Here is a 25,674-nt window from a genome sequence, read left to right on the forward strand (position 1 = left end):
GGCGCGTCCGGCGCAATGCCGCCCGGTTCGCTACTCGGTCTTGATCGCCGTCAGCATGTTCAGCTTCGCGGCGCTGCGGGCCGGCCAGAGCGCGGCCAGCACACCCACGACCCCTGCCAGCACCAGGAAGACCGCGATCCGGTCCCACGGGATGACCAGCGCGTAGTCCGGGATGTCCGACGACAGGGTCTGCCCGATCGCCCAGCCGAGGAACATGCCGAGCACGACGCCGACCACCGCACCGAAGAGCGAGATGACCACGGCCTCCAGCCGGATCATGCGCTTCACCCTGCGCCGGTCCAGGCCGATCGCCCGCAGCATGCCGATCTCCTGCTGGCGCTCGAAGACCGACATCGCCAGGGTGTTGATGACCCCGAGCACCGCGATGATCAGGGCCATCGCCAGCAGCCCGTACATGATGTTCATCGCGAGGTTGACCGAGCCGCCGAACATGTCACGGATGTCCTGACGGTCCATGATGCTCATCCCCGGGTTGTCACCCAGAGCCTTCACCAGGGCCTGCTCGTTGGCCTCGCTCGCGCCGCCGTCCATCTTCAGCCAGATCTCGCGGATGTCCGACATGCTGGCGTGCGCATCGGCGACGTTCTTCGGGAGCAGAACCGGGGAAATCATCTCGTTCCCCTCGAAGACCGCCCCGACCTTCAGCTCGCCCTTCTTGGCGTCGTCGAACTTCACCTGGAGGGTGTCGCCGGTCTTCCAGCCGTTGGACTTGGCCGTCTTCTCGTCGACGGCGATCTCGCCCTTGTCCAGCGCGTCGATCGAGCCGGAGACGGTCGGCAGCGCGAAGAGCTTCTGCACGTCGCCGGGGGTGACGGCGGACGCGGAGTGGTACTCATCCTTGACCTCGATCGAGGTGGCCTGCTGCGGCGAGACCGCCGAGACCCCGTCGGCCTTCTGCAGGGCGGTGAGCGCCGACTCGTCGAGCGGACCGCCGCTCGCCATCGTCACCATGTAGTCGGCCTTGATGTTGTCCGTGGTCATCCGGTCGACCGCCTGGCCGAGGGTGACGCCGAGGACCGAGATGCCGGTGACCAGGGTGAGGCCGATCGCCAGCGCGGAGGCGGTGGCACCGGTACGGCGCGGGTTGCGGACCGCGTTCTGCGCGGCCAGCTTGCCGGAGACCCCGAACAGCCGCTTCAGCAGCGGGCGGACCAGTGCGATCACCGGCCGCGACAGCAGCGGGATCAGCACGATGACACCGATCAGCGTGAGGAAGGCGCCCACGGCGATGACGGTCCGGCCGGCCGATCCCGACTTGGCCGCGCCCGCCACGATCGCCACCCCGCCCAGCAGGGTGAGCACCGCGCCGATCGAGTTGCGCAGCACCAGGGACTTGACGGTGGCCGTCGCGTGCACGCTGCTCATCGCCGCGACCGGCGGGATCTTGGCGGCCCGGCGGGCGGGCAGCCAGGCGGCCAGCACGGTGATCAGGACACCGACGGCGAACGCGGCGATGACCGCGGTGGGCGAGATGATCAGCGGTCCGGCCGGGATCTTCCCGCCGAACAGGCCCATCGCGGAGCGCAGTCCGGTGGCGAGGCCGAGGCCGAGGGCGAAGCCGACGACCGAGGCGATCACGCCGACGACGGCCGCTTCGAGGAGCACCGAGCGCTTGACCTGGCGGCGGGAGGCGCCGACGGCGCGCATCAGTGCCAGCTCCTTGGTGCGCTGGGCCACCAGCATGGTGAAGGTGTTGGCGATCAGGAAGACACCGACGAACAGGGCGATGCCGGCGAAGGCGAGCAGCATCCCGTTGAGACCGCTCAGACCGTCCTCGATCCGCTTGGCCTGATCGTCCGCGAGCGCCTGGCCGGTCTTGGCCTCGGCGTCCTTGGGCAGCAGCGGCTTCACTCCGGCCAGCAGCTTCTCGGCGGAGACGCCGGGCGCGGCGGACACGTTGACGTCCCTGAACACGCCGGGCTTGAGATAGAGCTTCTGGGCGACCTCGGTGTCGAAGAGGACCAGGCTGCCGCCCGCGTTGACCGCGCCGTCCTCGGTGGTGAAGACACCGGAGAGGGTGTACTCCTTCACCGGCCCGTTCGTGGCGACCCGGACCCGGTCACCGACGTGGTACTCGCCCCGCTTCGCGGTCTCCTTGTCGAGCGCGATCCGGTCGGCCGCGACCGGGCCCGTACCGTCGACGAAGGTGTACGCGGAGTCCTTGCCGTTCTTGCCGGGGGAGTAGTTCCCGCCGGTGTTCGACCAGCCGTTGCCGATCAGCTTGCCGTCGGGGTCGGCGACCCCGGCGAAGCCGGAGACCCGGCCGGTGGCGGTGTCGACGCCGTCCAGGCCCTGGATCTTCTTCAGGGTGGCGGCGGTGATGCCGGCCGTCTTCTCGTCGCGCTGGTCGGCGTAGGTGGTGACGGCCACGGCGACGTCGTCGTAGCTCTTCGCCGACTGGTTACGGAGGGCGTTGCCGAGGGTGTCGGTGAAGACCAGCGTGCCGGAGACGAAGGCCACGCCGAGCATCACGGCGAGGACGGTCATCAGCAGCCTGGCCTTGTGCGCGAGCACATTGCGCAGGGCGGTACGGAACATGTCTGTCAGTCCTGGGATGGGGAGGGGTTCCGGAAAGGGGCGCGGGGAAGGGCGGGCGTCAGCTGGTGCGGCCCTTGGCGTCGAACGCCTTCATCCGGTCGAGGACCCCGTCCGCGGTGGGGTGCAGCATCTGGTCGACGATCCGGCCGTCCGCGAGGAAGATGACCCGGTCCGCGTAGGAGGCGGCCGCCGGGTCGTGGGTCACCATCACCACGGTCTGCCCGAGCTCGCGCACCGAGTTGCGCAGGAAGCCGAGGACCTCGGCGCTGGAGCGGGAGTCCAGGTTTCCGGTCGGCTCGTCACCGAAGATGATCTCCGGCTGCGAGGCCAGGGCGCGGGCCACCGCGACGCGCTGCTGCTGGCCGCCGGAGAGTTCGGTCGGCCGGTGGGTCAGCCGGTCGGAGAGGCCCACCATGTCGATGACCTTGCGCACCCACGCGGCGTCGGGCTTGCGGCCCGCGATGTCCATGGGGAGCGTGATGTTCTCCTGGGCCGTCAGCGTGGGCAGCAGGTTGAACGCCTGGAAGATGAAGCCGATCTTGTCCCGGCGGAGCTGGGTGAGCTGCTTGTCCTTGAGAGAGCCCAGTTCCGTGTCGCCGATCCGTACCGAACCGCTGCTGAAGCTGTCGAGGCCGGCCACGCAGTGCATCAGCGTGGACTTGCCGGAGCCGGACGGGCCCATGATCGCGGTGAACTCGCCCCGCGGGAAGTCCACGGAGACCCGGTCCAGGGCCGTGACCCTGGTCTCGCCCTCTCCGTAGACCTTCGACAGGTCCGTGGCGCGGGCGGCCACCGTGGTGACGCGGGGTGCGGTGGAAGTGGTCACGGGAATCTCCTGTTTCGGGGCTCCGGCCGAGGGCTCGTCCGGGGTTTTGTTCGGAACCCTTCAATCGTCACCGCCGTTCCGCCGCCGGTCGTCAGTCCGCGTGCCCGTTCCGGGGACAGTCTTGAGTCGCACCGGGAAGGCCCTGCGTCCTCCTGCGGTATGACACCGACCCTGAGAGGCTGTCGGGTGACCTCGGACCGGGCGGCCCCACGCCCTGGCACGCACGCTTCCCGCGTTGTCGTCGGTCGACGACGCTCCGCGTCGCCTCCCTCCTCCGCCTTGGAATCGCACGCACCAGACCGCGTCCGCTTTTCCGGTCCGAGGTCACCCGACAGCTTCTGAGGCGTCGGTCCGGGGGCCGCCGCCGGGACCGGTCTTTCGCGGCCCCTGGGCCGGGCCCGGTGGCGCGCCCGCGGCGGCCGTCGGCGCGCGCCCGGTGAATGCGCCGTCCGGGTGCGGCGACTTTACGTCAATCCGGATTACCGGTCGCCGCGCCCGCTACCCCGCCCAGGCATGTGGCGATGCCCTTTCGTGAGTGCTGACGGACCCTCAAGCGGTCAATAAAATAAGACAACATCGCGCCACTGATCCGCTGTTCGGGGGAAGTCCCCGGATAGGGTCATGTGCCAACGCGGAGCCGCGCGCCAGGCCTGGATGGTGGAATGCAGACACGGCGAGCTTAAACCTCGCTGCCCCTCGGGGGCGTACCGGTTCGAGTCCGGTTCCAGGCACCACTACTCACTCGGAGGCCGAGCCGGCGGAACGCCTCGGACCACGACCGATTCCGGGATGGCGGGCCACTCGCAGCACATGCTCCATGACTTCGGCCGCCGCTCCTGTCGTCCGGGCGCGATGACGCCGTACACGCGATGACGCCGTAAAACCGGTCGGTCGGCACGTTACTGGACCGCGGGTCCGGACGGTATGGGGCGCAGCCGGTTTTCTGCGCGGTGCCGCGTGGCCCGGTGGCTGACGGGCGGTTGTCGCTCCGACAGGTATCCGCAAAGATCCTCCCCAAGCAGTAGTCTGATTCTTTTGCCTACCCATTACTCTTGTGGGAAGGCCGCGCAGGGTGGCCATGGAGGAGTGAGATGAGGAGCAGCAACCCGGTCTTCTCGCGACGGGGCTTCAGCCGCGACAACGGATACGCGGGCTTCAATGCGGCGCCGCAGGCCGGGGCCCCCGCAGCGGGTGCCAACCCGTACGCGCAGGGCACCGCCGCCAACCCGTACGCCACCAACCCCTACGCCCAGCCGGACGCCCAGTACGGCGCCCCGCAGGCACCGGCGCGCACCGGCGCGATGACGATCGACGACGTCGTCACGCGGACGGCGATCACGCTGGGCACCGTGGTGCTCGGCGCCGCGCTCGCCTGGGCGCTGCTGCCGGTCGACGAGGCGAACCTCGGCAAGTCGTACGGCATCGCGATCGGCGCCGCCCTGGTGGCGTTCGTCCTGTCGCTCGTCCAGTCCTTCAAGCGCAGGCCGGTGCCGGCGCTGATCGTCTCGTACGCGGCCTTCGAGGGTGTCTTCCTCGGAGTGATCTCGAGCGCGGTCAGCACGTACATCGGACCGGGCGTCGTGATGCAGGCGGTGATGGGCACCATGTGTGTCTTCGCCGGTGTGCTGCTCGCGTACAAGATGCGCTGGATCCGCGTCACCCGCCGCTTCTACGGCTTCGTGATGGCCGCCGCCATGGGCTTCATGCTCCTGATGGTGGTCAACCTGCTGTTCGCCGTCTTCGGCGGCGGTGACGGCCTGGGCTTCCGCAGCGGTGGCCTCGGCATCCTCTTCGGCGTCATCGGGATCGTCCTCGGTGCGTGCTTCCTGGCCCTGGACTTCAAGCAGGTCGAGGACGGCATCGCCTACGGCGCCCCCCGCGAGGAGTCCTGGCTGGCGGCCTTCGGCCTCACCATGACCCTGGTGTGGATCTACCTGGAGATGCTGCGTCTGCTCTCCATCCTCAGCGGCGACGACTGATCCGTCCGCACCCGCACGACGGGAACGGCCCGCAGGCACTGCCTGCGGGCCGTTCCCGTTTTCCACGCCCTAGAGCAGCTTGCGGGCGGCCCTTCTGAGGTCGTACTCGTGGATGAGCGCCTTCGCGTGTCCGTAGGCGAGGTCGTGTTCGCTCCGCAGCCAGCTGACCTTCTCCTCGAAGCGGAGAGCGGGTCCTTCCTCCACGGTGCGGAGCCAGTCGGTGATTTCACGACCGGTGCAGCGGGGGATCCGGGCGAGCAGATTGCGATGGGTTTCTTCGGAGAAGACTTGGGACATCGGCGCCTCCGACGCATTGCGCGTTGCTGGTCCTTGCCGACACCGTGCCCGAGCATCGGCCCGTTGGCAACCGTCCTGCCAGGGCGCGTAGGGTCGCCGAGTGCTCGATACGACCCCGCTGATCACCGCCGTGGACCGATTCGCCGACCGCCTGCGCGCCGCCCCGCAGAGCCGCCTTCAGCGCGGCGCCGCCGCCGAAGGACTTGCCGCGGCACGGGAACTGGCGCTGCGCGCCCAGCGGATCGAGGCGCCGGACCGGGAGCCGCACACCATGCCCGACGCCGGGATCTTCTCGATCGGCGACCAACTCGCCGTGGCGGGGCGTGATCTGGCGGTGGCACTGGAAACGGCCCCGTCGGCTGAGCTGGACGAGGCCGTGCAATTCGTGGACGAGGCCGCTGCGCGCGCGTTCGCGTAGCGGCGGGCGGCAGTCCGGGGGATCGCCCCGGGGCGGCGGTCGGCGAGAGCCGCTGTGCCCGTATGCCGCGGTGTCAGAACGAGGCGATGACGCGGTCGGCGAGGATGTAGACGTTCTCCTTGCCGCAGGAGAAGGTCAGGGTGTACGCGCCGGAGACGCCGGAGCCGCCCAGCAGCACCGGGTGCTCGCCGGCGAGCAGCGAGCCGGCCAGACGCTCGGCCGTCTCGCGGTGGCCGGGGGTCATGCAGAGCGTGGTGCCGTCGGCGAAGACATAGACGTCGAGCGTGCCGAGCGGACCGGGGCGCACATCGGCCAGTTCCGTACCGCTGTCGGCGAGCTCTTCGAGACGGTTCACGGTGCGCTCGTGGTCGGTGACGACTGGGGTCTGCACCGGTATGAAGTCGGGGTGCGAGGGGTGCCGGCGGCGGGCGGCGGCCAGCTCGGGGGAGTCCTCGGCGAACTCCGCCGTCCCGGGCAGCTCGGTCATGTCCGCCAGCTCCGTCAGTTCCGCCAGCTCGTCGAGGGCTTCGCCGGCGTCGAGGTCCATCGCGTCGAGGCCCGCGAAGTCGGCCTGGCGGGGCATGAAGAACGGGGCGTCCTCGCCCACCCCGGTCAGGCCGCCCAGCAGGGACGGGGCATCGGAGGCGTCGCGCGCTTCCTGGGTGGCCCAGAAGGCACGGGCCTCGGCGAGCTCGCGCTCGCGTTCCTCGGCCAGTGCTTCGGCGACGGCCGCGCGTATCTCGGCGACAGGGGTGACGGTGCTGCGGCTCTGCGCGGGCACGGTGACGCCGTGCACACGGGCCTCGGCCAGCTCCGTACGAAGGGCCGTGACCTGCTTGCGCAGCCCGTGAGCAGCGTGCAGAGCAGCAGCGCCCACGGCCGTGGCGGCGGCGGTGGTCAGCAACAGGGCAAGAGACATGGCGCTCACTGACATACTCCCGGTTTCAATCGATCCCCCGACTTCCTACATCAGCTTGTCCCCTACCTGCGCCCTGTGTCAGTGCATTACGTCACGAATTGGACAGGTCTTTGGGCCTGGGGTTTAACCCTGATGTGGGTGTGACCTGCGGGAATGCCTCTCCCCCAGGAGATAGGTCACATCCTGGGGGAGATTCGGTCACGGTCGGGGCTCGGAACCGGCCACCGTAGGGGGCGTGGGCCCGCTGACGGCCATGTCAGGTCCGGGCCGTCCGGCTCGGCCCGGCACGGTTCAGCTCAGCTCAGCTCAGCCGCTCGATGACCATCGCCATGCCCTGGCCGCCGCCCACGCACATGGTCTCCAGGCCGAACTGCTTGTCGTGGAACTGCAGGCTGTTGATCAGCGTGCCGGTGATCCGGGCGCCCGTCATACCGAAGGGGTGACCGACGGCAATTGCGCCGCCGTTGACGTTGACCTTCTCCAGCGGCAGGCCGAGGTCGCGGTAGGAGGGGACCACCTGGGCGGCGAACGCCTCGTTGATCTCGGCCAGGTCGATGTCGTCGATGGTGAGCCCGGCCCGCTTCAGCGCCTGCTTGCTGGCCTCCACCGGCCCGTACCCCATGATCTCGGGGGAGAGGCCCGAGACGCCGGTCGAGACGATCCGGGCCAGCGGGGTCAGGCCCAGCTCGCGCGCCTTGGTGTCGGACATGATCACGAGGGCGGCGGCGCCGTCGTTGAGCGGGCAGCAGTTGCCCGCGGTGACCAGGCCGTCGGGGCGGAACACCGGCTTCAGGCCCTGCACGCCCTCCAGCGTGACGCCCGCGCGCGGGCCGTCGTCCTTCGAGACGACCGTGCCGTCCGGGGTGGTGACCGGGGTGATCTCGCGCTCCCAGAAGCCGTTCTTGAGGGCTTCCTCGGCGAGGTTCTGCGAGCGGACGCCGAACTCGTCCATGTCCTGGCGGGTGACGCCCTTGAGGCGGGCCAGGTTCTCCGCGGTCTGCCCCATCGCGGTGTACGCGTCCGGGACCAGGCCGTCCTCGCGCGGGTCGTGCCAGTCGTCGCCGCCCCGCTCGGCGCGGGCCGCGGTGCGGGCCTCGGCGTCGGCGAACAGCGGGTTGTGGGTGTCCGGCCAGCTGTCGGAGTTGCCCTTCGAGAAGCGGGACACCATCTCGACACCGGCCGAGATGAAGACGTCGCCCTCGCCGGCCTTGATGGCGTGCAGCGCCATCCGGCTGGTCTGGAGGGAGGACGAGCAGTAGCGGGTGACCGTACAGCCCGGGAGGTGGTCCATGCCCATCTGCACGGCGATGATGCGGCCCAGGTTGTTGCCCTGCTCGCCGCCGGGGAGGCCGCAGCCGAGCATCAGGTCGTCGATGTCCTTCGGGTCCAGCTCGGGCACCTTCGCCAGCGCGGTCTGGATGATCGTGGCGGTCAGGTCGTCCGCGCGCAGGTCCTTCAGCGAGCCCTTGAAGGCCCGGCCGATGGGGGAACGGGCTGCAGAGACGATCACGGCTTCGGGCATCACGCGGCTCCATGAGGGCTGGAAGGCGGGTTCTGGCAGGTGCTGACTTGGAAGTTACCTGTACGTAGACGCCGGGTCACCGGGCAGCGCATGTGACGCCGACCTCTTTTCTAAGCGACCGCTCAGTCCGACTGCTCGCCGATTGCTTGCCGACTGCTCGGTCGATCAATTGGCCGGGAGATTGCGCGGCTCCCCGTGCGACTCCCCCGTCTCTCCAGTCTCCCCCGTCGCTCCTGTCTCCCCACTCTCCTCGGTCTCTCCGGTTCTCTTCTTGGTTTCCTCGGTCCTTCCCGTCTCCCCGTGCGACTCCGGATGCGGGTGGGGCTCCGTGGCCGCGGGCAGACGCCGCCGCCTGCGGTGCTTGAGGAGTGCCCAGGGCGCCCGCGCCCCCGTGACCTCCGTACCGGCCTCCCTGGCCGCCTGGGAGGCCGCCTTGGCCACCGGCAGCATGTCCTCGCGCCGGGCCCCGTCCAGCCGGTCGGACTCCGGCCACAGCCCCAGCACCGCGCAGAGCGTGGGCAGCACCGCCATCGCCGCCGTGGCGTACCCCTCCGCCGACGGGTGGTAGTTGTCCGGCCCGAACAACTCCCGCGGATTCGCCTCGAACTCCGGCCCGAGCAGATCGCCCAGCGACACCGTGCGCCCGCCCTGTTCCACCGAGCCGATCGTCTGGGCCGCCGCCAGCTGCCGGCTCACCCGCCGGGCCATCCAGCGCAGCGGCTGATAGACCGGCTCGATCGTGCCCAGGTCCGGGCAGGTGCCGACCACGACCTCCGCGCCCGCCGTGCGCAGCCTGCGCACGGCGGTGGTCAGACAGCGCACCGACTGGGTGGCCGGCATCCGGTGCGTCACATCGTTCGCGCCGATCATGATCACGCAGACGTCGGGCGTACGGGAGGTGTCGGCGAGCAGCAGCGAGACCTGCCGCTCCAGATCGTCCGACCGGGCACCCGGCTGCGCCACATTGCGCAGATCCACCGGCCGCTCGGACACCGCGGCGAGCCCCGAGGCGAGCAGCGCCCCCGGGGTCTGCCCGGCCCGGCGCACCCCCTGCCCGGCCGCCGTCGAGTCGCCCAGCAACCCCAGCCGCAACGGGTCCGAGGGGCCGGCGAACGCCACCCCGTACCGACCGTCCGCGCTCGGCGGAACCGGTGCGATTCCGCCGCCCACCTGCCGTTTCGCCAGATGGACCTCCGCCAGCAGTACGCCTGCCGCCGCAGCGCCGAGCAGCCCGATGCTGCCCCCGCCGTAGGCCGCGCCCGCTGCGATCCGCCGTGCCACCCTTGCCCTTGACACAGTCCGGTCCACCTCCTCGTTGCCGTACCGCCGTACATACAGCTAACTGCCCCGCAGCGGCCGTCGTTCAATCGCTTCGCCCAATCTCGTGCCCGTACGCATACCCTTGCCGCACCATCTCGGAGACCCCGGAGTACACGGTGCAATTCCACGATTCGATGATCAGTCTCGTAGGCAATACCCCGCTGGTGAGGCTGCGCAGTGTGACGGCCGGCATCCAGGCGACGGTCCTGGCCAAGGTCGAGTACTTCAACCCCGGCGGTTCGGTCAAGGACCGCATCGCCCTGCGCATGATCGAGGCCGCCGAACAGAGCGGCGAACTGCAGCCCGGCGGCACGATCGTCGAGCCGACCAGTGGCAACACGGGCGTCGGCCTGGCGATCGTCGCCCAGCAGAAGGGGTACAAGTGCATCTTCGTCTGCCCGGACAAGGTGTCCACGGACAAGATCAATGTGCTGCGCGCCTACGGTGCCGAGGTCGTCGTCTGCCCGACGGCCGTTGACCCCGAGCACCCCGACTCGTACTACAACGTCTCCGACCGGCTGGTCCGCGAGACACCGGGGGCCTGGAAGCCCGACCAGTACTCCAACCCCAACAACCCGCGTTCCCACTACGAGACCACCGGTCCCGAGCTGTGGGAGCAGACGGACGGGAAGATCACCCACTTCGTCGCGGGCGTCGGCACCGGCGGCACGATCAGCGGCACCGGCCGCTATCTGAAGGAGGCCAGCGGCGGTTCGGTGAAGGTGATCGGGGCCGACCCGGAGGGCTCGGTCTACTCCGGCGGCTCCGGGCGTCCCTACCTCGTCGAGGGCGTTGGCGAGGACTTCTGGCCGAGCGCCTACGACCGTACGGTCACGGACGAGATCATCGCCGTGTCCGACAAGGACTCCTTCCAGATGACCCGCCGTCTCGCCAAGGAGGAGGGCCTGCTGGTCGGCGGCTCCTGCGGCATGGCGGTGGTCGGCGCCCTGGAGGTCGCCAAGCGCCTGGGCCCGGACGACGTGGTCGTCGTCCTGCTGCCCGACAGTGGTCGCGGCTACCTGAGCAAGATCTTCAACGACGAGTGGATGGCCGACTACGGCTTCCTGGAGGACACCGGCCCGTCCGCGCGCGTCGCCGACGTGCTCGACCACAAGGACGGCCCGATCCCGACGCTCGTCCACATGCACCCCGAGGAGACCGTCGGCGAGGCGATCGACGTCCTGCGCGAGTACGGCGTCTCGCAGATGCCGATCGTGAAGCCGGGCGCGGGCCACCCGGACGTGATGGCCGCCGAGGTCATCGGTTCGGTGGTGGAGCGGGAGCTGCTGAACGCGCTGTTCGCCCAGCACGCCTCGCTCTCCGACCCGCTGGAGAAGCACATGTCGCCGCCGCTGCCGCAGGTCGGCTCCGGCGAACCGGTCGAGGACCTGATGGCGGTGCTCGGCGGTACGAACACGGCGGACGCGGCGATCGTGCTGGTGGAGGGCAAGCCGAAGGGCGTGGTCAGCCGACAGGACCTGCTGGCGTTCCTCGCCAAGGACGCGACGGCCGGCAAGGCGTAGCGCCCCCCCGTGGGTCCGGGCTTCGCGAAAACGGTACGAGCGCGACACGTCCGCGCAGCACCGGCTTAACACGAGTCCGGCAGATTGATGGGTGCCGGCAGGGAGACCCGCCGGCACCCGATACGGCGACACGGACTACGGAGCGGCTCCCGGACCTCCATCGTCGCCAGGACGCGGTGACCGGCCCTGACCCGGACCGTGTCCCTCGCGGGGACCGCCGTCGTCCCGCCCCCTGGGCAACCGGGGGTGCGGCGGTCCCCGCGACACACTCATGTCGGGGGACCTGCGGACCCGGGGGACCCTGCGGACCCGCGGGTCCGTGGAGGCGCGGGTCCGTGGGCGTGCGGACGTGCGGGCGTGCGGGCGTGCGGACGACTCAGCCGGTCGGTGCCGGTGCGGCCGCCCAGCTCGCCAGCAGCGCGACGCGTTCGGCGGTCTCGCTGCCGGGCTCCGGCGTGTAGACCACCAGGCACTGGTCGGGATCGCCGGCCGCGCCGAGCGTCTCGTACGGGAGCACGAGCTCGCCCGCGACCGGGTGGTCGATGCGCTTGACGCCGTACGTCTTCGACTTCACCTGATGGTCCGCCCACAGCCGGCGGAAGTCGTCGCTCTTCAGGGACAGCTCGCCGACCAGTGTGGCCAGTCGCTTGTCGTCGGGGTGCAGGCCCGCGTCCAGGCGCAGGTACGCCACCGTCTCCGCCGCCACCGCGGCCCAGTCCGGGTACAGCTTCCGCGCCGCCGGTTCCAGGAACACCTGGCGCGGCATGTTGCGCTCGGCGACGGGCATCCGGGAGAAGCCGACGACGGCGTCCCCCAGCGCGTTCCAGGCCAGCACGTCCATCCGGCGGCCCAGGACGAACGCCGGGGCCGCGGTGAGCGAGTCCAGCACCAGGCGCAGACCGGGGCGGACCCGCTGGGAGGAGGCCGGAGCGGAGGCGCGCGACTTCGGGCGTGCCACGGTGCGCAGATACGTGTGCTCCGTCTCGTCCAGCCGCAGCACCCGGGCTATCGCGTCGAGCACCGCGTCCGAGACGCTCGGGCCGCGCCCCTGCTCCAGCCGGATGTAGTAGTCGACGCTCACCCCCGCGAGCTGGGCGACCTCCTCGCGCCGGAGTCCGGGTACGCGACGGCGCCCGTACGGCTGCAGCCCCACGTCCTCGGGCTGGATGCGGGCCCGCCGGGAGCGGAGGAAATCACCGAGGTCAGCGTCCATGGCCTCGATCGTAGAAGAAGGGCGGACACCGAGCCTGGTACTGGCAGACCCAGGAACAGCGTCGCCCTGGCTGGGCCCCGGGCGGCCACGCAGAGTGGAGTCGGGCCCGGGGAAACGCTCCGGTCCCGCAACGGCTCAAGGAGCACGGACATGTCGTACAAGACCCTCGCAGGCCGCACCGCCGTCATCACCGGAGCCGCCAGCGGCATGGGCAGCGCGACCGCCCGGCTGCTCGCCGCCCAGGGGGTCAGGGTCGCCCTGCTGGCCCGGCGCGCGGAGCGGCTGGAGGAGCTGGCCGCCGCGATCGGGGCGGCGGGCGGCGAGGCGCTCGTCGTGGTCACCGATGTCACCGACCAGGCGTCCGTCGACGCCGCGGCCGAGCTGGTGCACCGCACCTTCGGTCAGGTGGACCTGGTGGTCAACGCGGCCGGTGTGATGCTGCCGAACCCGGTGGACGAGGGCCGGACCGACGAGTGGCAGCGGATGATCGACACCAATGTGACGGGCGCCCTGCGGATCATCCGGGCCTTCACGGCCGACCTGGTGGCGGTGGCCGCCGAGGGCCGCACCGCGGACCTGGTGAACATCTCGTCCATCGGCGCGCACATCATGTTCCCCAACTACGCGGTGTACGGGGCGACGAAGGCCGCGCTGACGTACCTGTCGACGTCGCTGCGCACCGAGTTCGGGCCGCGCGACGTCCGCGTCACGAACATCGAGCCGGGCCTCACCGACACGGAGCTGGCCGGCCACGTCGACAATGCCGAGCTGAGCGGACAGCTCGATGACATGCTCGGCGCGCTCGGCGGGCTCTCCAGCGACGAGATCGCCGACCTGATCGCCTACGCCACCAGCCGGGCACGCCACATCAACCTGCGCCAGCTGATCGTGCAGCCCACCCGTCAGGCGTAGTGCCGTGCGCTCCCGGGGCCGCTGTGTTCCTGGTGGCCGCTCCGCAGCCCCCGGCCCTCAGTCCTCCCAGTCGGAGTCCGCACGTCCGGGACGGTGCGAGAACCACGGCCGGCTGCGGGCGGCGTGCACGGCGTTGACCGCGACGATCCCGAGCCAGGCGACGACCAGGCCCCCGGTGTGGGCGGTCGAGGCGCCGATCGCCGACAGCGGGACGGCCAGGATCAGCGAGATGATCCCGAAGCCGTAGCGCTCGCCGAAGTTCCCCAGGGGCTGCGGCGGGTGCGCACCCCTGGCGACGCTCACCCGCTGTTCGGCGAGATGGCGCCGGACGCGACGGTCGAGCGTGCTGTCGAGCCGCTGCTCGACCTTCTCCAGAAAAGACTCGACGAGCGCGGGCTCGTACTCCGAACCCAGCTCACTACGGGCATGCAGGGCGGCATCGAGCTCGTTCCGGAGCTCGGGGTCACGGGTTTCCATATCCTTCACGGTACGAATCGCGACCGCCGCGTGCAGTGGGGCTACCCCCCCTCTTCCCCCCGCGCCCCGGCCGCACGGGGACATCGCCCCGGCTGCATATGGACATGCAGACGCCTTGCTGGCTGAATGGATTTGTCGGCGCCGGATCGCGGTGCGCCGGATCTACCGAGGGGACAGCATGAGCGGGAGCAGCCCGGCCGCGCGGTTGCAGCAGCTCTTCGAGGGGCGCCGGCTCACACCCACCCAGCGGCGCATCGCGCACTCGATGGTGCGCAGGGCCGGGGACGTCCCGTTCCTGTCGAGCGTGGAGCTGGCCGAGCTCGCCGGGGTCAGCCAGCCGTCAGTCACCCGCTTCGCCGTGGCGCTCGGCTTCGACGGCTATCCGGCGCTCCGCAAGCATCTGCGGGAGGTCGCCCCCGCCGAGCCCGAGCCGGCGGGCGGGGACGACGCGTACAACGAGTACCAGCAGGCGGTGCTCGGCGAGATCGAGAATCTGCGGCACCTGGCGGAGCTGCTCGCCGACCCCGGGCCGGTCGAGCGGGCGGGCAGGCTGCTGGCGGCCTCACGGCCACTGCCGGTGCTCGGCCTGCGGGCCGCCTCCTCGCAGGCGCGGGGCTTCGGGTACTTCGCGGCCAAGGTCCACCCCGATGTCCGGGTGCTCGACGAGGGCGGCAGCATGCTGCGCGACCGGATCGACGCCGCCCGGCGGGCGGGCGCCTCCGCGCTGATCTGCTTCGCGCTGCCCCGGCACCCGAAGGAGGTCGTGGACGCCCTCGCGTACGCGCAGGAGCAGGGGATGGCCGTGGTGTCGGTGGCGGACTCCGCGTTCGCGCCCGTCGCCAAGTACAGCGATCTGCTGATCCCGGCCGCCGTCGGCACCGGGCTGGCCTTCGACACGGCGTGTGCGCCCATGCTGCTGGGGCGGGTGCTGCTGGAGGCGATGTGCGACGACCTGCCCGACGCGCAGGCGCGGCTGGAGGAGTTCGACGCGAGGGCGGCGGCGCGGGGACTGTTCGTGGAGTGACGGACGGGGACCGTGCGCCGAGGGCAGCGGGGGCCCGGCGGCTCCCGGACTTCGCCGATTCTCAGGCATCGCTCATCTGCGGCCACTAATCTCCGGGCCGGAAAGGCTCACGAGGAGCTGCGGAGAGGGGTACGGACGTGGGGCGCGGAGCGCAGTCGTTGGCGAGGGTGGCCGTGATCGTACGGGCCGGAGCCGCACCGATGTGGTGGCCGGGGCTGCTGGCCACGGCGATCGGCGCGCTGGTGCCGGGGCTCACCGGGCGCCGGATCGGCCTGCTGTCCGGGGCCGCACTGTTCCTGATCACCGCGGCCGTCGTGGCGCTCGTCCGGAGCCGAAGGTACGCGGAGCTGGCCGGGGGCGCCACGCGTGCCGGGCGGTCCGACTTCCTCCAGGACCGCGCCGTGACCGTACGCAACTGGCGTCGAGGGCACCGGTGGTGGCTGTTCGGGGCGTTCCTCGTGGCGGTGGCGAGCGCGTTCCTGCTGCCCGGGGCCGGCGGGATGGTGCTCGCCGGGGTGGGCGCCGGGCTCTGGATCAAGGCCGTCCGGATCGGGCGGCGCGAGCACCGGGACGACGCCCTGTACTGGGTGCGCACCGACTGGGTGGAGCGCGGGCGGCCCGCGGGCAAGCAGGTCAAGGGGTATCGGACGACCGGGCCGATGGCGGGGGACGCCGCGCCCGGAGGGGCGCGGCGCAGGCGCTGAATCCGCCCGTCGGGGCCTCCGGCGGTCAGGTGCGGGGCGGCAGCGGGCCGGACTGCGGGGGCAGCTGCCGGGGAGAGGGGACCGAGGGCGCCGGACAGGCGGCGCGGCGCGCTGCGGCGTCGATCAGCTCGCCGATGAGGGCACTCGCCCGGCGGCCCTCGAAATGGAGCGCGTCGATGTCGATGGGGTCCTCGGCGAGCAGGGTGAGAACGGCCGAGGAGCCTGCGGGGTACGAGGCGATGCAGCCGGACTCGCCCCGTACGAGAAGTTCACCGAAGCCGCCCCGCCCGGTCGCCTCCGCCATCCGGACCGCGACGCAGAGCGCGGTCGCGGTCAGCGCGGCGACACCCTCGGGCTCCACCCCCGGGGTGTCATGGGCCAGGACGTATCCGTCGGTACCGGCGACCAGGGCACCGGACAGGAGCGGGACCGCGGCCCGTAATCGTTGGAGTTCGGCAAGGATTTCCTGCGCCTCGGCCGCGGGCTCCATCGGCTGCTTCGTCCCGGCGCGCAGTCTGAGTGCTCGGATCACAGGGGCCTCCCATAGGTCTCTGAGCCGGCGCGGCGGAGCGGTCGCGGGCACGCGGTCGCCCCTCCCGGCTCGGTGTGCGGTGTGACCACGAGGCTACGCAACGTGCCTGCTCCCGGAGGGGGTTGGAAACTTTCCACGGGCACATGCCGGAGGCGTACGGGAGTGCGCGGAGGGCGCGCGACGGGGGCGTCGGGGCGGCCTGTGCGCGGGGTGGGCGCGGGTGTTGCTCCCTTGCGACGGTGCGGGACTGTTGACTACGAGTATTCAGACCATCAGGATGTGAATAGAAGACTTACAGTCGCGAGGAGGCACCGCCATGTCAGGACCCCGCCCCGTACGGGCACCGCGCGGTACGGAACTGAGCGCCCTGGGGTGGCAGCAGGAGGCCGCCCTGCGCATGCTGCAGAACAACCTCGACCCCGAGGTCGCCGAGCACCCCGACAAGCTCGTCGTCTACGGCGGCACCGGCAAGGCGGCCCGTGACTGGCGCTCCTTCGACGCGATGGTGCGCACGCTGCGGACGCTCAAGCAGGACGAGACGATGCTCGTCCAGTCCGGCCGTCCGGTCGGCGTCATGCAGACGCACGAGTGGGCGCCGCGCGTCCTGATCGCCAACTCCAACCTGGTCGGCGACTGGGCGAACTGGGAGGAGTTCCGCCGCCTGGAGGCGCTGGGGCTCACCATGTACGGCCAGATGACCGCCGGATCGTGGATCTACATCGGCACGCAGGGCATCCTGCAGGGCACGTACGAGACGTTCGCCGCCGTCGCGGCGAAGAAGTTCAACGGGACGCTGGCCGGCACGATCACCCTGACCGCCGGGCTCGGCGGCATGGGCGGCGCCCAGCCGCTCGCCGTGACGATGAACGACGGCGTCGCGATCTGTATCGACTGCGACCCGCGCGCCATCGAGCGCCGGATCGAGCACCGCTACCTGGACGTGCGCGCCGACTCCCTGGAACACGCGCTCCAGCTGGCCACCGAGGCGCGGGACGCCCGCAGGCCGCTCTCCATCGGTCTGCTGGGCAACGCGGCGGAGCTGCTGCCGCGGATGCTCGCCGAGGGCGCCCCGATCGACATCGTCACCGACCAGACCAGTGCGCACGACCCGCTGGCGTACCTCCCGCTCGGGGTGGACTTCGACGGCATGGCCTCGTACGCCACCGAGAAGCCCGCCGACTTCACGCAGCGCGCACGGGAGTCGATGGCCAAGCACGTCGAGGCGATGGTCGGCTTCATGGACGCCGGGGCCGAGGTGTTCGACTACGGCAACTCCATCCGCGGCGAGGCCCAGCTCGCGGGCTACGACCGGGCCTTCGACTTCCCGGGCTTCGTGCCCGCCTACATCCGGCCGCTCTTCTGCGAGGGCAAGGGCCCGTTCCGCTGGGCCGCGCTCTCCGGCGAGGCGTCGGACATCCACAAGACCGACAAGGCGATGCTCGAACTCTTCCCCGAGAACGAGTCGCTGCACCGCTGGATCAAGATGGCCGGCGAACGCGTCCACTTCCAGGGGCTGCCCGCCCGGATCTGCTGGCTCGGTTACGGCGAGCGCGACCGGGCCGGTGAGCGGTTCAACGACATGGTGGCGAGCGGTGAGCTGGCCGCGCCGCTGGCCATCGGACGCGACCACCTCGACTGCGGCTCCGTGGCCTCCCCGTACCGGGAGACCGAGGCCATGCTCGACGGGTCCGACGCGATCGCCGACTGGCCGCTGCTGAACGCCATGGTCAACGTGGCCTCCGGGGCCTCCTGGGTCTCCATCCACCACGGCGGCGGCGTCGGCATGGGGCGCTCCATCCACGCCGGGCAGGTCACCGTCGCCGACGGCACGAAGCTGGCGGGCGAGAAGATCCGCCGGGTGCTCACCAACGACCCGGGCATGGGCGTCATCCGGCACGTCGACGCCGGGTACGACATCGCGGAGTCGGTTGCTGCGGACAAGGGCGTGCGGGTGCCGATGGCAGAGGGCGAACAGTGAGCCTTCCGTCCGGGAGCGGGACCGCGAACGGGGCCGAGGGCAAGGCCGGAGGCGGCTCGTCGTCGTTCCAGGCCATGTGGCGGGAGCTCCTGCCGGTCGGCCGGCATCAGGACAGCGGGGGCTACCGCCGCTACGCCTGGACCGGGGCCGACGCCGACTGCCGTGCCTGGTTCCGGGCGCAGGCCGAGGCGCGCGGGCTCACCTACGAGGTCGACCGCAACGGCAACCAGTGGGCCTGGCTCGGCGACCCCCTGGCCGGGGACGCCGTCGTCGCCGGATCGCATCTCGACTCCGTTCCGGACGGCGGTGCCTTCGACGGGCCGCTCGGTGTGGTCTCCTCCTTCGCCGCGCTCGACGAACTCCGCAGCAGGGGGGCGACGTTCACCCGGCCGCTGGCCATCAGCAACTTCGGCGACGAGGAGGGGGCCCGCTTCGGGCTCGCCTGTGTGGGCTCCCGGCTCGCCGCCGGACAGCTGACCGCCGAGGCGGCGCACCGGCTCCGCGACGGCGACGGCATCACGCTGCCGCAGGCCATGGAGGCGGCCGGGTACGACCCCGACGCCATCGGCCCGGACCCCGAACGGCTCGCCCGCATCGGCGCGTTCGTCGAGCTCCATGTCGAGCAGGGGCGCGCCCTCGACCTCACCGGCGACCCGGTCGGCATCGCCTCCGCGATCTGGCCGCACGGACGCTGGAGGTTCGACTTCCGGGGCGAGGCCAACCACGCGGGCACCACCCGTCTCGCCGACCGGCGCGACCCGATGCTCACGTACGCCGAGACCGTGCTGGCCGCCCGCCGCGAGGCGGAACTCGCCGGCGCCCTCGCCACCTTCGGCAAGATCGCCGTCGAGCCGAACGGGGTCAACGCCATCCCCTCCCTCGTCCGCGGCTGGCTCGACTCCCGCGCCGCCGACCAGGCGTCCCTCGACGCCGTGGTCGGCGGTGTCGAACGGGCCGCCAGGGAGCACGCCGAGCGGGCCGGGATCGACCTCGATGTCGTACGGGAGTCCTTCACTCCCGTCGTCGAGTTCGAGCACGCCCTGCGCGACGAGCTCGGCAAGATCCTCGCGGGCCGGGACGGCCAGGACGGCCGGGACGGCGGTGGCGCCGACCGGGCGGTACCCGTCCTGGGCACCGGCGCCGGACACGACGCGGGTATTTTGTCCGCTTCGGTCCCTACCGCCATGCTGTTCGTACGGAACCCCACCGGGATCTCGCACTCTCCGGCCGAGCACGCGGGCGAGGACGACTGCGTGGCCGGGGTGATCGCACTCGCCGACGTACTGGAAGGTCTCGCGTGCAGCTGACAACGCAACCGACGGGCAGGCCCGCCACCGTGACGTACTGGTTGTCCCACGCCTGGCTCGGCACCCATGTCGAGCCGGGCGTCGCCCTGGACGTCTCCGACGGGCTGATCGCGGGCGTCCGCACCGGCGTCGCCACCCCGCCGCCGGGCGCCACCGTGCTGCGCGGGCTCACCGTTCCCGGGCTCGCCAACACCCATTCGCACGCCTTCCACCGTGCCCTGCGCTCCACCGTCCAGGTCGGCTCCGGCACCTTCTGGACCTGGCGCGAGACCATGTACCAGGTCGCCTCCCGGCTCACCCCCGATTCGTACTACGACCTCGCCCGTGCCGTGTACGCCGAGATGGCGCTGGCGGGCATCACCGGGGTCGGCGAATTCCACTATCTGCACCACGCGCCGGGCGGCACCCCGTACGACAACCCGAACGCGATGGGCGAGGCCCTGATCGCGGCGGCGGGCGAGGCCGGTATCCGGATCACGCTGCTGGACACCGCCTACCTCTCCGCCGGATTCGGCAAGCGCCCCACCCAGTACCAGCAGCCCGACCGGCACCAGCTGCGCTTCTCCGACACCACCGCGGACGCCTGGGCCGAACGCGCCTCCCTCCTCAAGGGCGGCGACCACGCCCTGATCGGCGCGGCCGTCCACTCCGTGCGCGCCGTGCCCGCCGCACAGCTCGCCACCGTGGCCGCCTGGGCCGAGGAGCGGCAGGCCCCGCTCCATGTCCACCTCTCCGAGCAGACCGCGGAGAACGACGCCTGCCTCGCCGCCCACGGCTGCACACCCACCCGGCTCCTCGCCGACCACGGGGTCCTCGGCCCGCGCACCACCGGTGTCCACAACACCCACCTCACCGCCGAGGACATCGCGCTCCTCGGCTCCTCGGCGACCGGCACCTGCATGTGCCCCACCACGGAACGCGACCTCGCCGACGGAATCGGCCCCGCCGTCGCCCTCCAGCGCGCCGGCTCGCCGCTCTCCCTCGGCAGCGACAGCCACGCCGTGATCGACCTCTTCGAAGAGGCCCGCGCGATGGAGCTCGACGAGCGCCTGCGCACCCGGGCGCGCGGTCACTGGACGGCGGCCGCCCTGCTGCGCGCCGCGACCGTCGACGGACACGCGGCGCTCGGTCGGCCCGAGGCGGGCGTCATCGAGCCCGGTGCGCCCGCCGATCTGGCGACCGTCGCCCTGGATTCCGTCAGAACAGCGGGACCGGTGCCCAGACTTGCCGCCGAAGCGGTCGTATTCGCCGCCTCCGCGGCCGATGTGCGGCACACGGTCGTGGCAGGCCGGCACATCGTCCGCGACGGGCGGCACGCACTCGTCGAGGACGTACCCGCAGCACTCGCCTCGGCCATCGCCGCCCTGCACGGCTGAGAGGCTGTCGGGTGACCTCGGACCGGAAAAGCGGACGCGGTCTGGTGCGTGCGATTCCAAGGCGGAGGAGGGAGGCGACGCGGAGCGTCGTCGACCGACGACAACGCGGGAAGCGTGCGTGCCAGGGCGTGGCCGCCCGGTCCGAGGTCACCCGACAGCCCCTGAGACCGGACCCCCGCAAGGAGAGCAGCCCCCCGATGACGACGACCGCCATCACCAACATCGCCAGCCTGGTCACCAACGACCCCTCCCTGCGCGCGGATTCCCCCCTGGGTTCCATCCAGGACGCGGCCGTCGTCATCGAGGGCGACCGGGTCGTCTGGACCGGTGAATCAAGCAAAGCACCCGCCACTGACAACGCCGTCGACGCGGGCGGCCGGGCGATGATCCCCGGCTTCGTCGACTCCCACTCCCACCTGGTGTTCGCGGGCGACCGCACCGAGGAGTTCAACGCCCGGATGTCCGGCCGCGCCTACAGCGCGGGCGGCATCAGGACCACGGTCGCTGCCACCCGCGCCGCCACCGACGAAGAGCTCGCCGCCAACGTCGCCCGCTACCTCGCCGAGGCGCTGCGCCAGGGCACCACCACCTTCGAGACCAAGTCCGGCTACGGCCTCACCGTCGAGGACGAGGCCCGCGCCCTGCGCATCGCCGCCCAACACACCGAGGAGGTCACCTACCTCGGCGCCCACATCGTCTCCCCGGACTACGCCGACGACCCGGCCGGCTACGTCGACCTGGTCACCGGAGCGATGCTCGACGCCTGTGCCCCGTACGCCCGTTGGATCGACGTCTTCTGCGAGAAGGGCGCCTTCGACGGCGACCAGGCCCGCGCGATCCTGACCGCGGGCATGGCGAAGGGCCTGCACCCCCGCGTCCACGCCAACCAGCTGGGACACGGCCCCGGCGTCCAGCTCGCCGTCGAACTCGACGCCGCGTCCGCCGACCACTGCACCCACCTCACCGACGCCGACGTCGATGCCCTGGCCCAGGGCAGCACCGTCGCCACCCTGCTCCCCGGAGCCGAGTTCTCCACCCGCGCCACCTGGCCCGACGCCCGCCGCATCCTCGACGCGGGCGCCACCGTCGCGCTCTCGACCGACTGCAACCCGGGCTCGTCGTTCACGTCCTCCATGCCCTTCTGCATCGCCCTCGCCGTACGCGACATGGGCATGACGCCCGACGAGGCCCTCTGGTCCGCCACCGCGGGCGGTGCCGCGGCCCTGCGCCGTACCGACATCGGCCGCATCGCCCCCGGCGCCCGTGCCGACCTGGTGCTCCTCGACGCGCCCAGCCATGTCCACCTCGCCTACCGGCCGGGCGTTCCGCTGGTCCACGCGGTCTGGCGGCACGGCGAACGCACCGTCTGAGCCTCACCCGGCACCCGTGACACGGTGTCAAACGTGCGGAAGGACCCGCCCCTTTGCCGGGGCAGGTCCTTCCGCACGTTTTCGCGGTGCGCCTCTCGGATGCTGAACGAGCGGGCGGCGCGTGCCCGTTCACTCCTCCAGGGTCAGGCCCTTGCGCAGCTTGACCAGCGTGCGGGAGAGCAGCCGCGACACATGCATCTGGGAGATGCCCAGCTCCTCACCGATCTCCGACTGCGTCATGTTGGCGACGAACCGGAGGGAGAGGATCGTGCGGTCGCGGCGCGGCAACGAGGCGATCAGCGGCTTCAGGGACTCGACGTACTCGATGCCTTCGAGCCCGTGGTCCTCGTAGCCGATACGGTCCGCCAGCGCGCTTTCGTGCTCGTCCTCCTCGGGCTTGGCGTCCAGCGAGCTCGCGGTGTACGCGTTGCTCGCGGCCATGCCCTCGACGACCTCGTCGTGGGTGATGCCGAGGCGGTCGGCGAGCTCGCCCACAGTGGGCGATCGGTCCAGTTGCTGGGCGAGCTCGTCGCCCGCCTTGGCCAGGTCGAGCCGCAGCTCCTGCAGCCGGCGCGGGACGCGCACGGACCAGCTGGTGTCGCGGAAGAAGCGCTTTATCTCGCCGACGATGGTCGGCATCGCGAACGTGGGGAACTCCACGCCACGACTGAGCTCGAAACGGTCGATCGCCTTGATCAGGCCGATGGTGCCGACCTGGACGATGTCCTCCATCGGCTCGCTGCGGGAGCGGAACCGGGAGGCGGCGAACCTGACCAGGGCCAGGTTCAGTTCGACGAGCGTATTGCGGACGTACGAGTACTCGTGGGTGCCCTCTTCGAGGGATTCGAGCCGTTCGAAGAGCGTCTTCGACAACGCCCTGGCGTCCAGCGGGCCCACCTCGTCGAAAGGCGGGATCTCGGGAAGTCCTTCGAGACCGCCGCTCATGCCGTGGTCGTCGGCGCCGATGCGGTCGAAGCCACCGATGCGGCCGGTGCCGCTCGCGTCGCCCGTGTCGCTGATGGTGCTGGTGTCACTGATGGTGACGGTGGTGCTGGTGCTGGTGCTGGTGCTGGTGCTGGTGCTGGTGCTGCTGCGGGTGCCGTTCTCGGCGCTCGCAGCAGGGGAGTCTGAGTGGGTCAGTCCCTGAGGACATGCTGACGTCGCGTTGTGGGGACGCGGTCCGTCGAGCCGGGGTGACATGGTCTCCTCCATCGTTCTCGGCATATGGCTGCCGATGCCCATACGTGTTCCTGCGGTGAAGCGGCGCCTCCGAAGCCGGTCGTGTTTTGGGTGTCCCCTTACCCTTACCCGGTCCGGACGGGCAGTTACAAGCGCCAATTGACGCTATATGTCCGGTTTGTTGAGGTCTTCGGGTATCGCGTGGCGCACAGACCGCGTACTGTTTCAAGAACGTCAGAGGCAGCACATACGCATCTGCGCACGCAGAGACGCAGGCAGTGACGAACGGCGAAGAGGGACGGGCATGGACCGCGGGACGGTCGGCAGTGCGAACCGGGGTCGACTTCAGGTCGAGGTCCGGACCGAAGGGTGCAGCGAGGTCGTGACGCCGGTGGGTGAGCTGGATCACCACACGGCGGATCTGTTGCGGGAGCCCCTGGAGCACGCGGTCGAGCAAGGGCGAGTACGCCTGGTGGTCGACTGCTCGGGACTCGAATTCTGTGATTCCACCGGGCTCAATGTGTTGCTCGGTGCCCGCCTGAAGGCGGAAGCGGCCGGGGGAGGGGTCCATTTGGCCGGAATGCTGCCGGTGGTGGCGAGGGTCTTCGAGATCACCGGGGCCGAGGCGGTCTTCACCGTCCACGACTCCCTCGAAGCGGCCCTGGACACCTGACCGCGGCGCGTATCGCGACCCCGGGCGCCTCATGTGTTGCCGGTGTCACGCGATCCGCGTAGGCGAAGTGGGTGTTGTCACGATTCGGCCGGGCAGAAGACATCCGGCGGAGCCGTGGGCGCCCCGCACACTCTGTATCTGTAACTGTTCGATGGCGACATGGTGAATCGGTGAGGTGAAGCGCTGATGAGCACCACCCGGCAGCATCCGCCGGGCGACCTCGGCCGTGAGCCGCAGGGCGCAGGCGTGGACGCGGACGCGGGCGCCGGCGCGGCCTCCCCCGAGCCGGCCGAGCGACAGTGGCGCACCCTGTCGCTGCGGGGGGTCAGCGGCATCGTGCCGACCGCCCGCGACTTCGCCCGCCAGGCGCTTCATGAATGGGGCTGGCTCCCCGCGTCGAGCGCCGATGGCCGGGCCGCCGCCGAGGACGTCCTGCTGGTCGTCTCCGAGCTGGTCACCAACGCCTGTCTGCATGCCGACGGCCCCGAGGAGATGCGCATCGCCTGCACGGCGAAGGTGCTGCGGGTGGAGGTCGTCGACTCGGGCGCGGGACAGCCCGCGCCGCGCACCCCGCACCGGGCCGGACGGCCCGGCGGGCACGGCATGTTCATCGTGCAGCGGCTCTGCCTGGACTGGGGTGTCCTGCGGGTGCCCGGCCGGTCCGGGAAAACCGTCTGGGCGGAGCTGGCCGCGCCCGCGTAGGCCGCAGGCCGTACTTCCGGGGTGCACCGCCCCGCCGTTCGCACCACCGAAGAGCGCGCCGGATCGGCGCGCTCTTTGTCTTCCCTCCACAAGGCGCCGGGCGTACCTTGAGCGCCCGATCTGATGTGTCGTCAGTAACTTGCGTCGGTCAGCACCGGCGTGCGGCGACTTCCGGCATGAGGGGAACTCAGGTGTCCTACCAGAAGCGAACAGCTCTCGCGCTGGCGTCCGCGCTGGCGGGCACGGTGGTGCTGATGGCCGCGCCCGCCGCCCACGCCACGGTCGTGGACGTCGACTACAAGTGCAAGACCCCGATCGGCGACAAGAGCGCCGTGTCTCCCATCGACATCAAGAGCGTCAAGAGCGGCGGTGGCTACCGGCTCACGATGTCCTTCCAGAAGGGCGTCTCCTCCAGCCCCGTCGAACTGGGCAAGGGGGCGATGAACCCCAGCGCGGTCATCAAGGTGGGTGGTGCCGACCCGGGCCAGGTCCAGGTCTCCGGCCCACCGAACTCCGCCGCGATACCCGCCAACACCCCCATCAAGATCAGTGACCTGTCGGGTACGTACACCCCGAAGAAGAGCGGCAAGGTCGACTTCACCGCAGGGGTGCTCACCATCAAGGCACTCGGTACGACCACGACCTGCACCCCCTCCAACAACCCGGGACCGTCGCTGCAGCTCGATGTGACGGCCGCGGGCAACGCGCAGAGCACCCCGGACGGCGGCGGGCAGCTGCCGAAGACCGGCCCGCTCGACTCGGCCGTGGCACTCGGCACGCTGGGCGGCACGGTGCTGCTGACCGGTGCGGCCGGGGTGCTCTGGCTGACCAGGCGCGGGCAGGGGGCCGCGGTCCGATAGGGCG

General features: G+C 71.0%; 23 protein-coding genes and 1 tRNA gene. 14 read left to right on the forward strand and 10 right to left on the reverse strand.

Annotated elements, in window-relative coordinates; translation table 11 throughout:
- Window positions 1–30: 30 nt before the first annotated feature.
- Both ACFVX4_RS13480 and ACFVX4_RS13485 read right to left on the reverse strand, forming a co-directional pair.
- Window positions 31–2,559 (reverse strand): ABC transporter permease, encoded by a 2,529-nt coding sequence (locus ACFVX4_RS13480; protein WP_389975629.1) that lies wholly within the window; start codon window positions 2,557–2,559, stop codon window positions 31–33.
- 58 nt (window positions 2,560–2,617) lie between these two features.
- Window positions 2,618–3,385 (reverse strand): ABC transporter ATP-binding protein, encoded by a 768-nt coding sequence (locus tag ACFVX4_RS13485; protein ID WP_389975632.1) that lies wholly within the window; start codon window positions 3,383–3,385, stop codon window positions 2,618–2,620.
- A 648-nt stretch (window positions 3,386–4,033) separates the two neighbouring features.
- On the opposite strand from ACFVX4_RS13485, the gene ACFVX4_RS13490 reads away from it, so the two are divergent.
- Together ACFVX4_RS13490 and ACFVX4_RS13495 are read left to right on the forward strand one after the other, a co-directional pair.
- Window positions 4,034–4,119, forward strand: a tRNA-Leu gene (locus tag ACFVX4_RS13490).
- A gap of 357 nt (window positions 4,120–4,476) precedes the next feature.
- Window positions 4,477–5,364, forward strand: a complete 888-nt coding sequence (locus tag ACFVX4_RS13495; protein ID WP_385329124.1) for a Bax inhibitor-1/YccA family protein — start codon at window positions 4,477–4,479, stop codon at window positions 5,362–5,364.
- Between the two features lie 69 nt (window positions 5,365–5,433).
- On the opposite strand, the gene ACFVX4_RS13500 is transcribed toward ACFVX4_RS13495, so the two are convergent.
- A complete protein-coding gene (locus ACFVX4_RS13500; RefSeq protein ID WP_266418379.1) occupies window positions 5,434–5,661 on the reverse strand; it encodes a DUF4287 domain-containing protein in 228 nt (75 codons plus the stop codon).
- A gap of 100 nt (window positions 5,662–5,761) precedes the next feature.
- Here ACFVX4_RS13500 and ACFVX4_RS13505 point away from each other — a divergent pair, with 100 nt between their 5' ends.
- On the forward strand, window positions 5,762–6,079 hold the full coding sequence (locus ACFVX4_RS13505; RefSeq protein ID WP_266418380.1) for a hypothetical protein: 318 nt from the start codon (window positions 5,762–5,764) through the stop codon (window positions 6,077–6,079).
- Between the two features lie 73 nt (window positions 6,080–6,152).
- Here ACFVX4_RS13505 and ACFVX4_RS13510 read toward each other — a convergent pair whose 3' ends face one another.
- From ACFVX4_RS13510 to ACFVX4_RS13520, 3 genes are all read right to left on the reverse strand, one after another.
- Window positions 6,153–7,013, reverse strand: coding sequence for a hypothetical protein (locus ACFVX4_RS13510; protein ID WP_389975636.1), 861 nt, complete (start codon window positions 7,011–7,013; stop codon window positions 6,153–6,155).
- 286 nt (window positions 7,014–7,299) lie between these two features.
- Window positions 7,300–8,520 carry an acetyl-CoA C-acetyltransferase gene (locus ACFVX4_RS13515; RefSeq protein WP_389975639.1) on the reverse strand — a complete coding sequence of 407 codons (1,221 nt, stop codon included), beginning with the start codon at window positions 8,518–8,520 and terminating at the stop codon, window positions 7,300–7,302.
- A gap of 165 nt (window positions 8,521–8,685) precedes the next feature.
- Window positions 8,686–9,801 (reverse strand): SGNH/GDSL hydrolase family protein, encoded by a 1,116-nt coding sequence (locus tag ACFVX4_RS13520; RefSeq protein ID WP_389975810.1) that lies wholly within the window; start codon window positions 9,799–9,801, stop codon window positions 8,686–8,688.
- A gap of 155 nt (window positions 9,802–9,956) precedes the next feature.
- Between ACFVX4_RS13520 and ACFVX4_RS13525 the strand changes: the two genes are divergently transcribed.
- Complete coding sequence (locus tag ACFVX4_RS13525) at window positions 9,957–11,363, forward strand: cystathionine beta-synthase (protein ID WP_389975641.1); 1,407 nt, start codon at window positions 9,957–9,959, stop codon at window positions 11,361–11,363.
- Window positions 11,364–11,739: 376 nt separating this feature from the next.
- On the opposite strand, the gene ACFVX4_RS13530 is transcribed toward ACFVX4_RS13525, so the two are convergent.
- Complete coding sequence (locus tag ACFVX4_RS13530) at window positions 11,740–12,576, reverse strand: helix-turn-helix transcriptional regulator (RefSeq protein WP_389975644.1); 837 nt, start codon at window positions 12,574–12,576, stop codon at window positions 11,740–11,742.
- Between the two features lie 150 nt (window positions 12,577–12,726).
- Here ACFVX4_RS13530 and ACFVX4_RS13535 point away from each other — a divergent pair, with 150 nt between their 5' ends.
- Window positions 12,727–13,488, forward strand: coding sequence for an SDR family oxidoreductase (locus tag ACFVX4_RS13535; RefSeq protein ID WP_389975647.1), 762 nt, complete (start codon window positions 12,727–12,729; stop codon window positions 13,486–13,488).
- A 57-nt stretch (window positions 13,489–13,545) separates the two neighbouring features.
- Here the strand turns inward: ACFVX4_RS13535 and ACFVX4_RS13540 are convergent, their stop codons facing one another.
- Window positions 13,546–13,965 (reverse strand): hypothetical protein, encoded by a 420-nt coding sequence (locus ACFVX4_RS13540; RefSeq protein WP_389975650.1) that lies wholly within the window; start codon window positions 13,963–13,965, stop codon window positions 13,546–13,548.
- A 178-nt stretch (window positions 13,966–14,143) separates the two neighbouring features.
- Here ACFVX4_RS13540 and ACFVX4_RS13545 point away from each other — a divergent pair, with 178 nt between their 5' ends.
- Window positions 14,144–14,989 (forward strand): MurR/RpiR family transcriptional regulator, encoded by an 846-nt coding sequence (locus tag ACFVX4_RS13545; protein WP_266418387.1) that lies wholly within the window; start codon window positions 14,144–14,146, stop codon window positions 14,987–14,989.
- A gap of 167 nt (window positions 14,990–15,156) precedes the next feature.
- A complete protein-coding gene (locus tag ACFVX4_RS13550; RefSeq protein WP_389975813.1) occupies window positions 15,157–15,693 on the forward strand; it encodes a hypothetical protein in 537 nt (178 codons plus the stop codon).
- Window positions 15,694–15,718: 25 nt separating this feature from the next.
- Here the strand turns inward: ACFVX4_RS13550 and ACFVX4_RS13555 are convergent, their stop codons facing one another.
- Window positions 15,719–16,183: a roadblock/LC7 domain-containing protein gene (locus tag ACFVX4_RS13555; protein WP_389975816.1), complete on the reverse strand. Its 465-nt coding sequence runs from the start codon at window positions 16,181–16,183 to the stop codon at window positions 15,719–15,721.
- A 358-nt stretch (window positions 16,184–16,541) separates the two neighbouring features.
- Between ACFVX4_RS13555 and hutU the strand changes: the two genes are divergently transcribed.
- From hutU to hutI, 4 genes are all read left to right on the forward strand, one after another.
- Window positions 16,542–18,203 carry a urocanate hydratase gene (gene hutU, locus ACFVX4_RS13560; RefSeq protein ID WP_389975652.1) on the forward strand — a complete coding sequence of 554 codons (1,662 nt, stop codon included), beginning with the start codon at window positions 16,542–16,544 and terminating at the stop codon, window positions 18,201–18,203.
- A gap of 74 nt (window positions 18,204–18,277) precedes the next feature.
- Window positions 18,278–19,510, forward strand: coding sequence for an allantoate amidohydrolase (locus tag ACFVX4_RS13565; RefSeq protein WP_389975819.1), 1,233 nt, complete (start codon window positions 18,278–18,280; stop codon window positions 19,508–19,510).
- Window positions 19,501–20,886, forward strand: coding sequence for a formimidoylglutamate deiminase (locus ACFVX4_RS13570; protein WP_389975654.1), 1,386 nt, complete (start codon window positions 19,501–19,503; stop codon window positions 20,884–20,886). Before ACFVX4_RS13565 ends, ACFVX4_RS13570 begins: the two co-directional genes overlap by 10 nt.
- A 197-nt stretch (window positions 20,887–21,083) precedes the next feature.
- Window positions 21,084–22,256 carry an imidazolonepropionase gene (hutI, locus tag ACFVX4_RS13575; RefSeq protein WP_389975656.1) on the forward strand — a complete coding sequence of 391 codons (1,173 nt, stop codon included), beginning with the start codon at window positions 21,084–21,086 and terminating at the stop codon, window positions 22,254–22,256.
- Window positions 22,257–22,385: 129 nt separating this feature from the next.
- Here the strand turns inward: hutI and ACFVX4_RS13580 are convergent, their stop codons facing one another.
- Window positions 22,386–23,456, reverse strand: coding sequence for an RNA polymerase sigma factor SigF (locus tag ACFVX4_RS13580; protein ID WP_389975822.1), 1,071 nt, complete (start codon window positions 23,454–23,456; stop codon window positions 22,386–22,388).
- A 283-nt stretch (window positions 23,457–23,739) separates the two neighbouring features.
- Here ACFVX4_RS13580 and ACFVX4_RS13585 point away from each other — a divergent pair, with 283 nt between their 5' ends.
- The 3 genes from ACFVX4_RS13585 (at window position 23,740) to ACFVX4_RS13595 (ending at window position 25,670) form a co-directional block, all read left to right on the forward strand.
- Window positions 23,740–24,108 (forward strand): STAS domain-containing protein, encoded by a 369-nt coding sequence (locus ACFVX4_RS13585; protein WP_072488324.1) that lies wholly within the window; start codon window positions 23,740–23,742, stop codon window positions 24,106–24,108.
- A 186-nt stretch (window positions 24,109–24,294) separates the two neighbouring features.
- Complete coding sequence (locus ACFVX4_RS13590; RefSeq protein ID WP_389975658.1) at window positions 24,295–24,810, forward strand: ATP-binding protein; 516 nt, start codon at window positions 24,295–24,297, stop codon at window positions 24,808–24,810.
- 191 nt (window positions 24,811–25,001) lie between these two features.
- A complete protein-coding gene (locus ACFVX4_RS13595; protein WP_389975660.1) occupies window positions 25,002–25,670 on the forward strand; it encodes a peptidase in 669 nt (222 codons plus the stop codon).
- Window positions 25,671–25,674 lie beyond the last annotated feature (4 nt).

This window comes from Streptomyces sp. NPDC058240, assembly GCF_042882135.1.
In the GTDB taxonomy this organism is placed as follows: Bacteria; Actinomycetota; Actinomycetes; order Streptomycetales; family Streptomycetaceae; genus Streptomyces.

Coding starts and splice junctions, on each gene's coding strand:
- ACFVX4_RS13480 (WP_389975629.1), bottom strand. CDS start 2,559: ATGTTCCGTACCGCCCTGCGCAATGTGCTCGCGCACAAGGCCAGGCTG.
- ACFVX4_RS13495 (WP_385329124.1), top strand. CDS start 4,477: ATGAGGAGCAGCAACCCGGTCTTCTCGCGACGGGGCTTCAGCCGCGAC.
- ACFVX4_RS13500 (WP_266418379.1), bottom strand. CDS start 5,661: ATGTCCCAAGTCTTCTCCGAAGAAACCCATCGCAATCTGCTCGCCCGG.
- ACFVX4_RS13510 (WP_389975636.1), bottom strand. CDS start 7,013: ATGTCAGTGAGCGCCATGTCTCTTGCCCTGTTGCTGACCACCGCCGCC.
- ACFVX4_RS13515 (WP_389975639.1), bottom strand. CDS start 8,520: ATGCCCGAAGCCGTGATCGTCTCTGCAGCCCGTTCCCCCATCGGCCGG.
- ACFVX4_RS13530 (WP_389975644.1), bottom strand. CDS start 12,576: ATGGACGCTGACCTCGGTGATTTCCTCCGCTCCCGGCGGGCCCGCATC.
- ACFVX4_RS13535 (WP_389975647.1), top strand. CDS start 12,727: ATGTCGTACAAGACCCTCGCAGGCCGCACCGCCGTCATCACCGGAGCC.
- ACFVX4_RS13540 (WP_389975650.1), bottom strand. CDS start 13,965: ATGGAAACCCGTGACCCCGAGCTCCGGAACGAGCTCGATGCCGCCCTG.
- ACFVX4_RS13545 (WP_266418387.1), top strand. CDS start 14,144: ATGAGCGGGAGCAGCCCGGCCGCGCGGTTGCAGCAGCTCTTCGAGGGG.
- ACFVX4_RS13555 (WP_389975816.1), bottom strand. CDS start 16,183: ATGGAGCCCGCGGCCGAGGCGCAGGAAATCCTTGCCGAACTCCAACGA.
- hutU (WP_389975652.1), top strand. CDS start 16,542: ATGTCAGGACCCCGCCCCGTACGGGCACCGCGCGGTACGGAACTGAGC.
- ACFVX4_RS13565 (WP_389975819.1), top strand. CDS start 18,278: ATGTGGCGGGAGCTCCTGCCGGTCGGCCGGCATCAGGACAGCGGGGGC.
- hutI (WP_389975656.1), top strand. CDS start 21,084: ATGACGACGACCGCCATCACCAACATCGCCAGCCTGGTCACCAACGAC.
- ACFVX4_RS13580 (WP_389975822.1), bottom strand. CDS start 23,456: ATGTCACCCCGGCTCGACGGACCGCGTCCCCACAACGCGACGTCAGCA.
- ACFVX4_RS13585 (WP_072488324.1), top strand. CDS start 23,740: ATGGACCGCGGGACGGTCGGCAGTGCGAACCGGGGTCGACTTCAGGTC.
- ACFVX4_RS13590 (WP_389975658.1), top strand. CDS start 24,295: ATGAGCACCACCCGGCAGCATCCGCCGGGCGACCTCGGCCGTGAGCCG.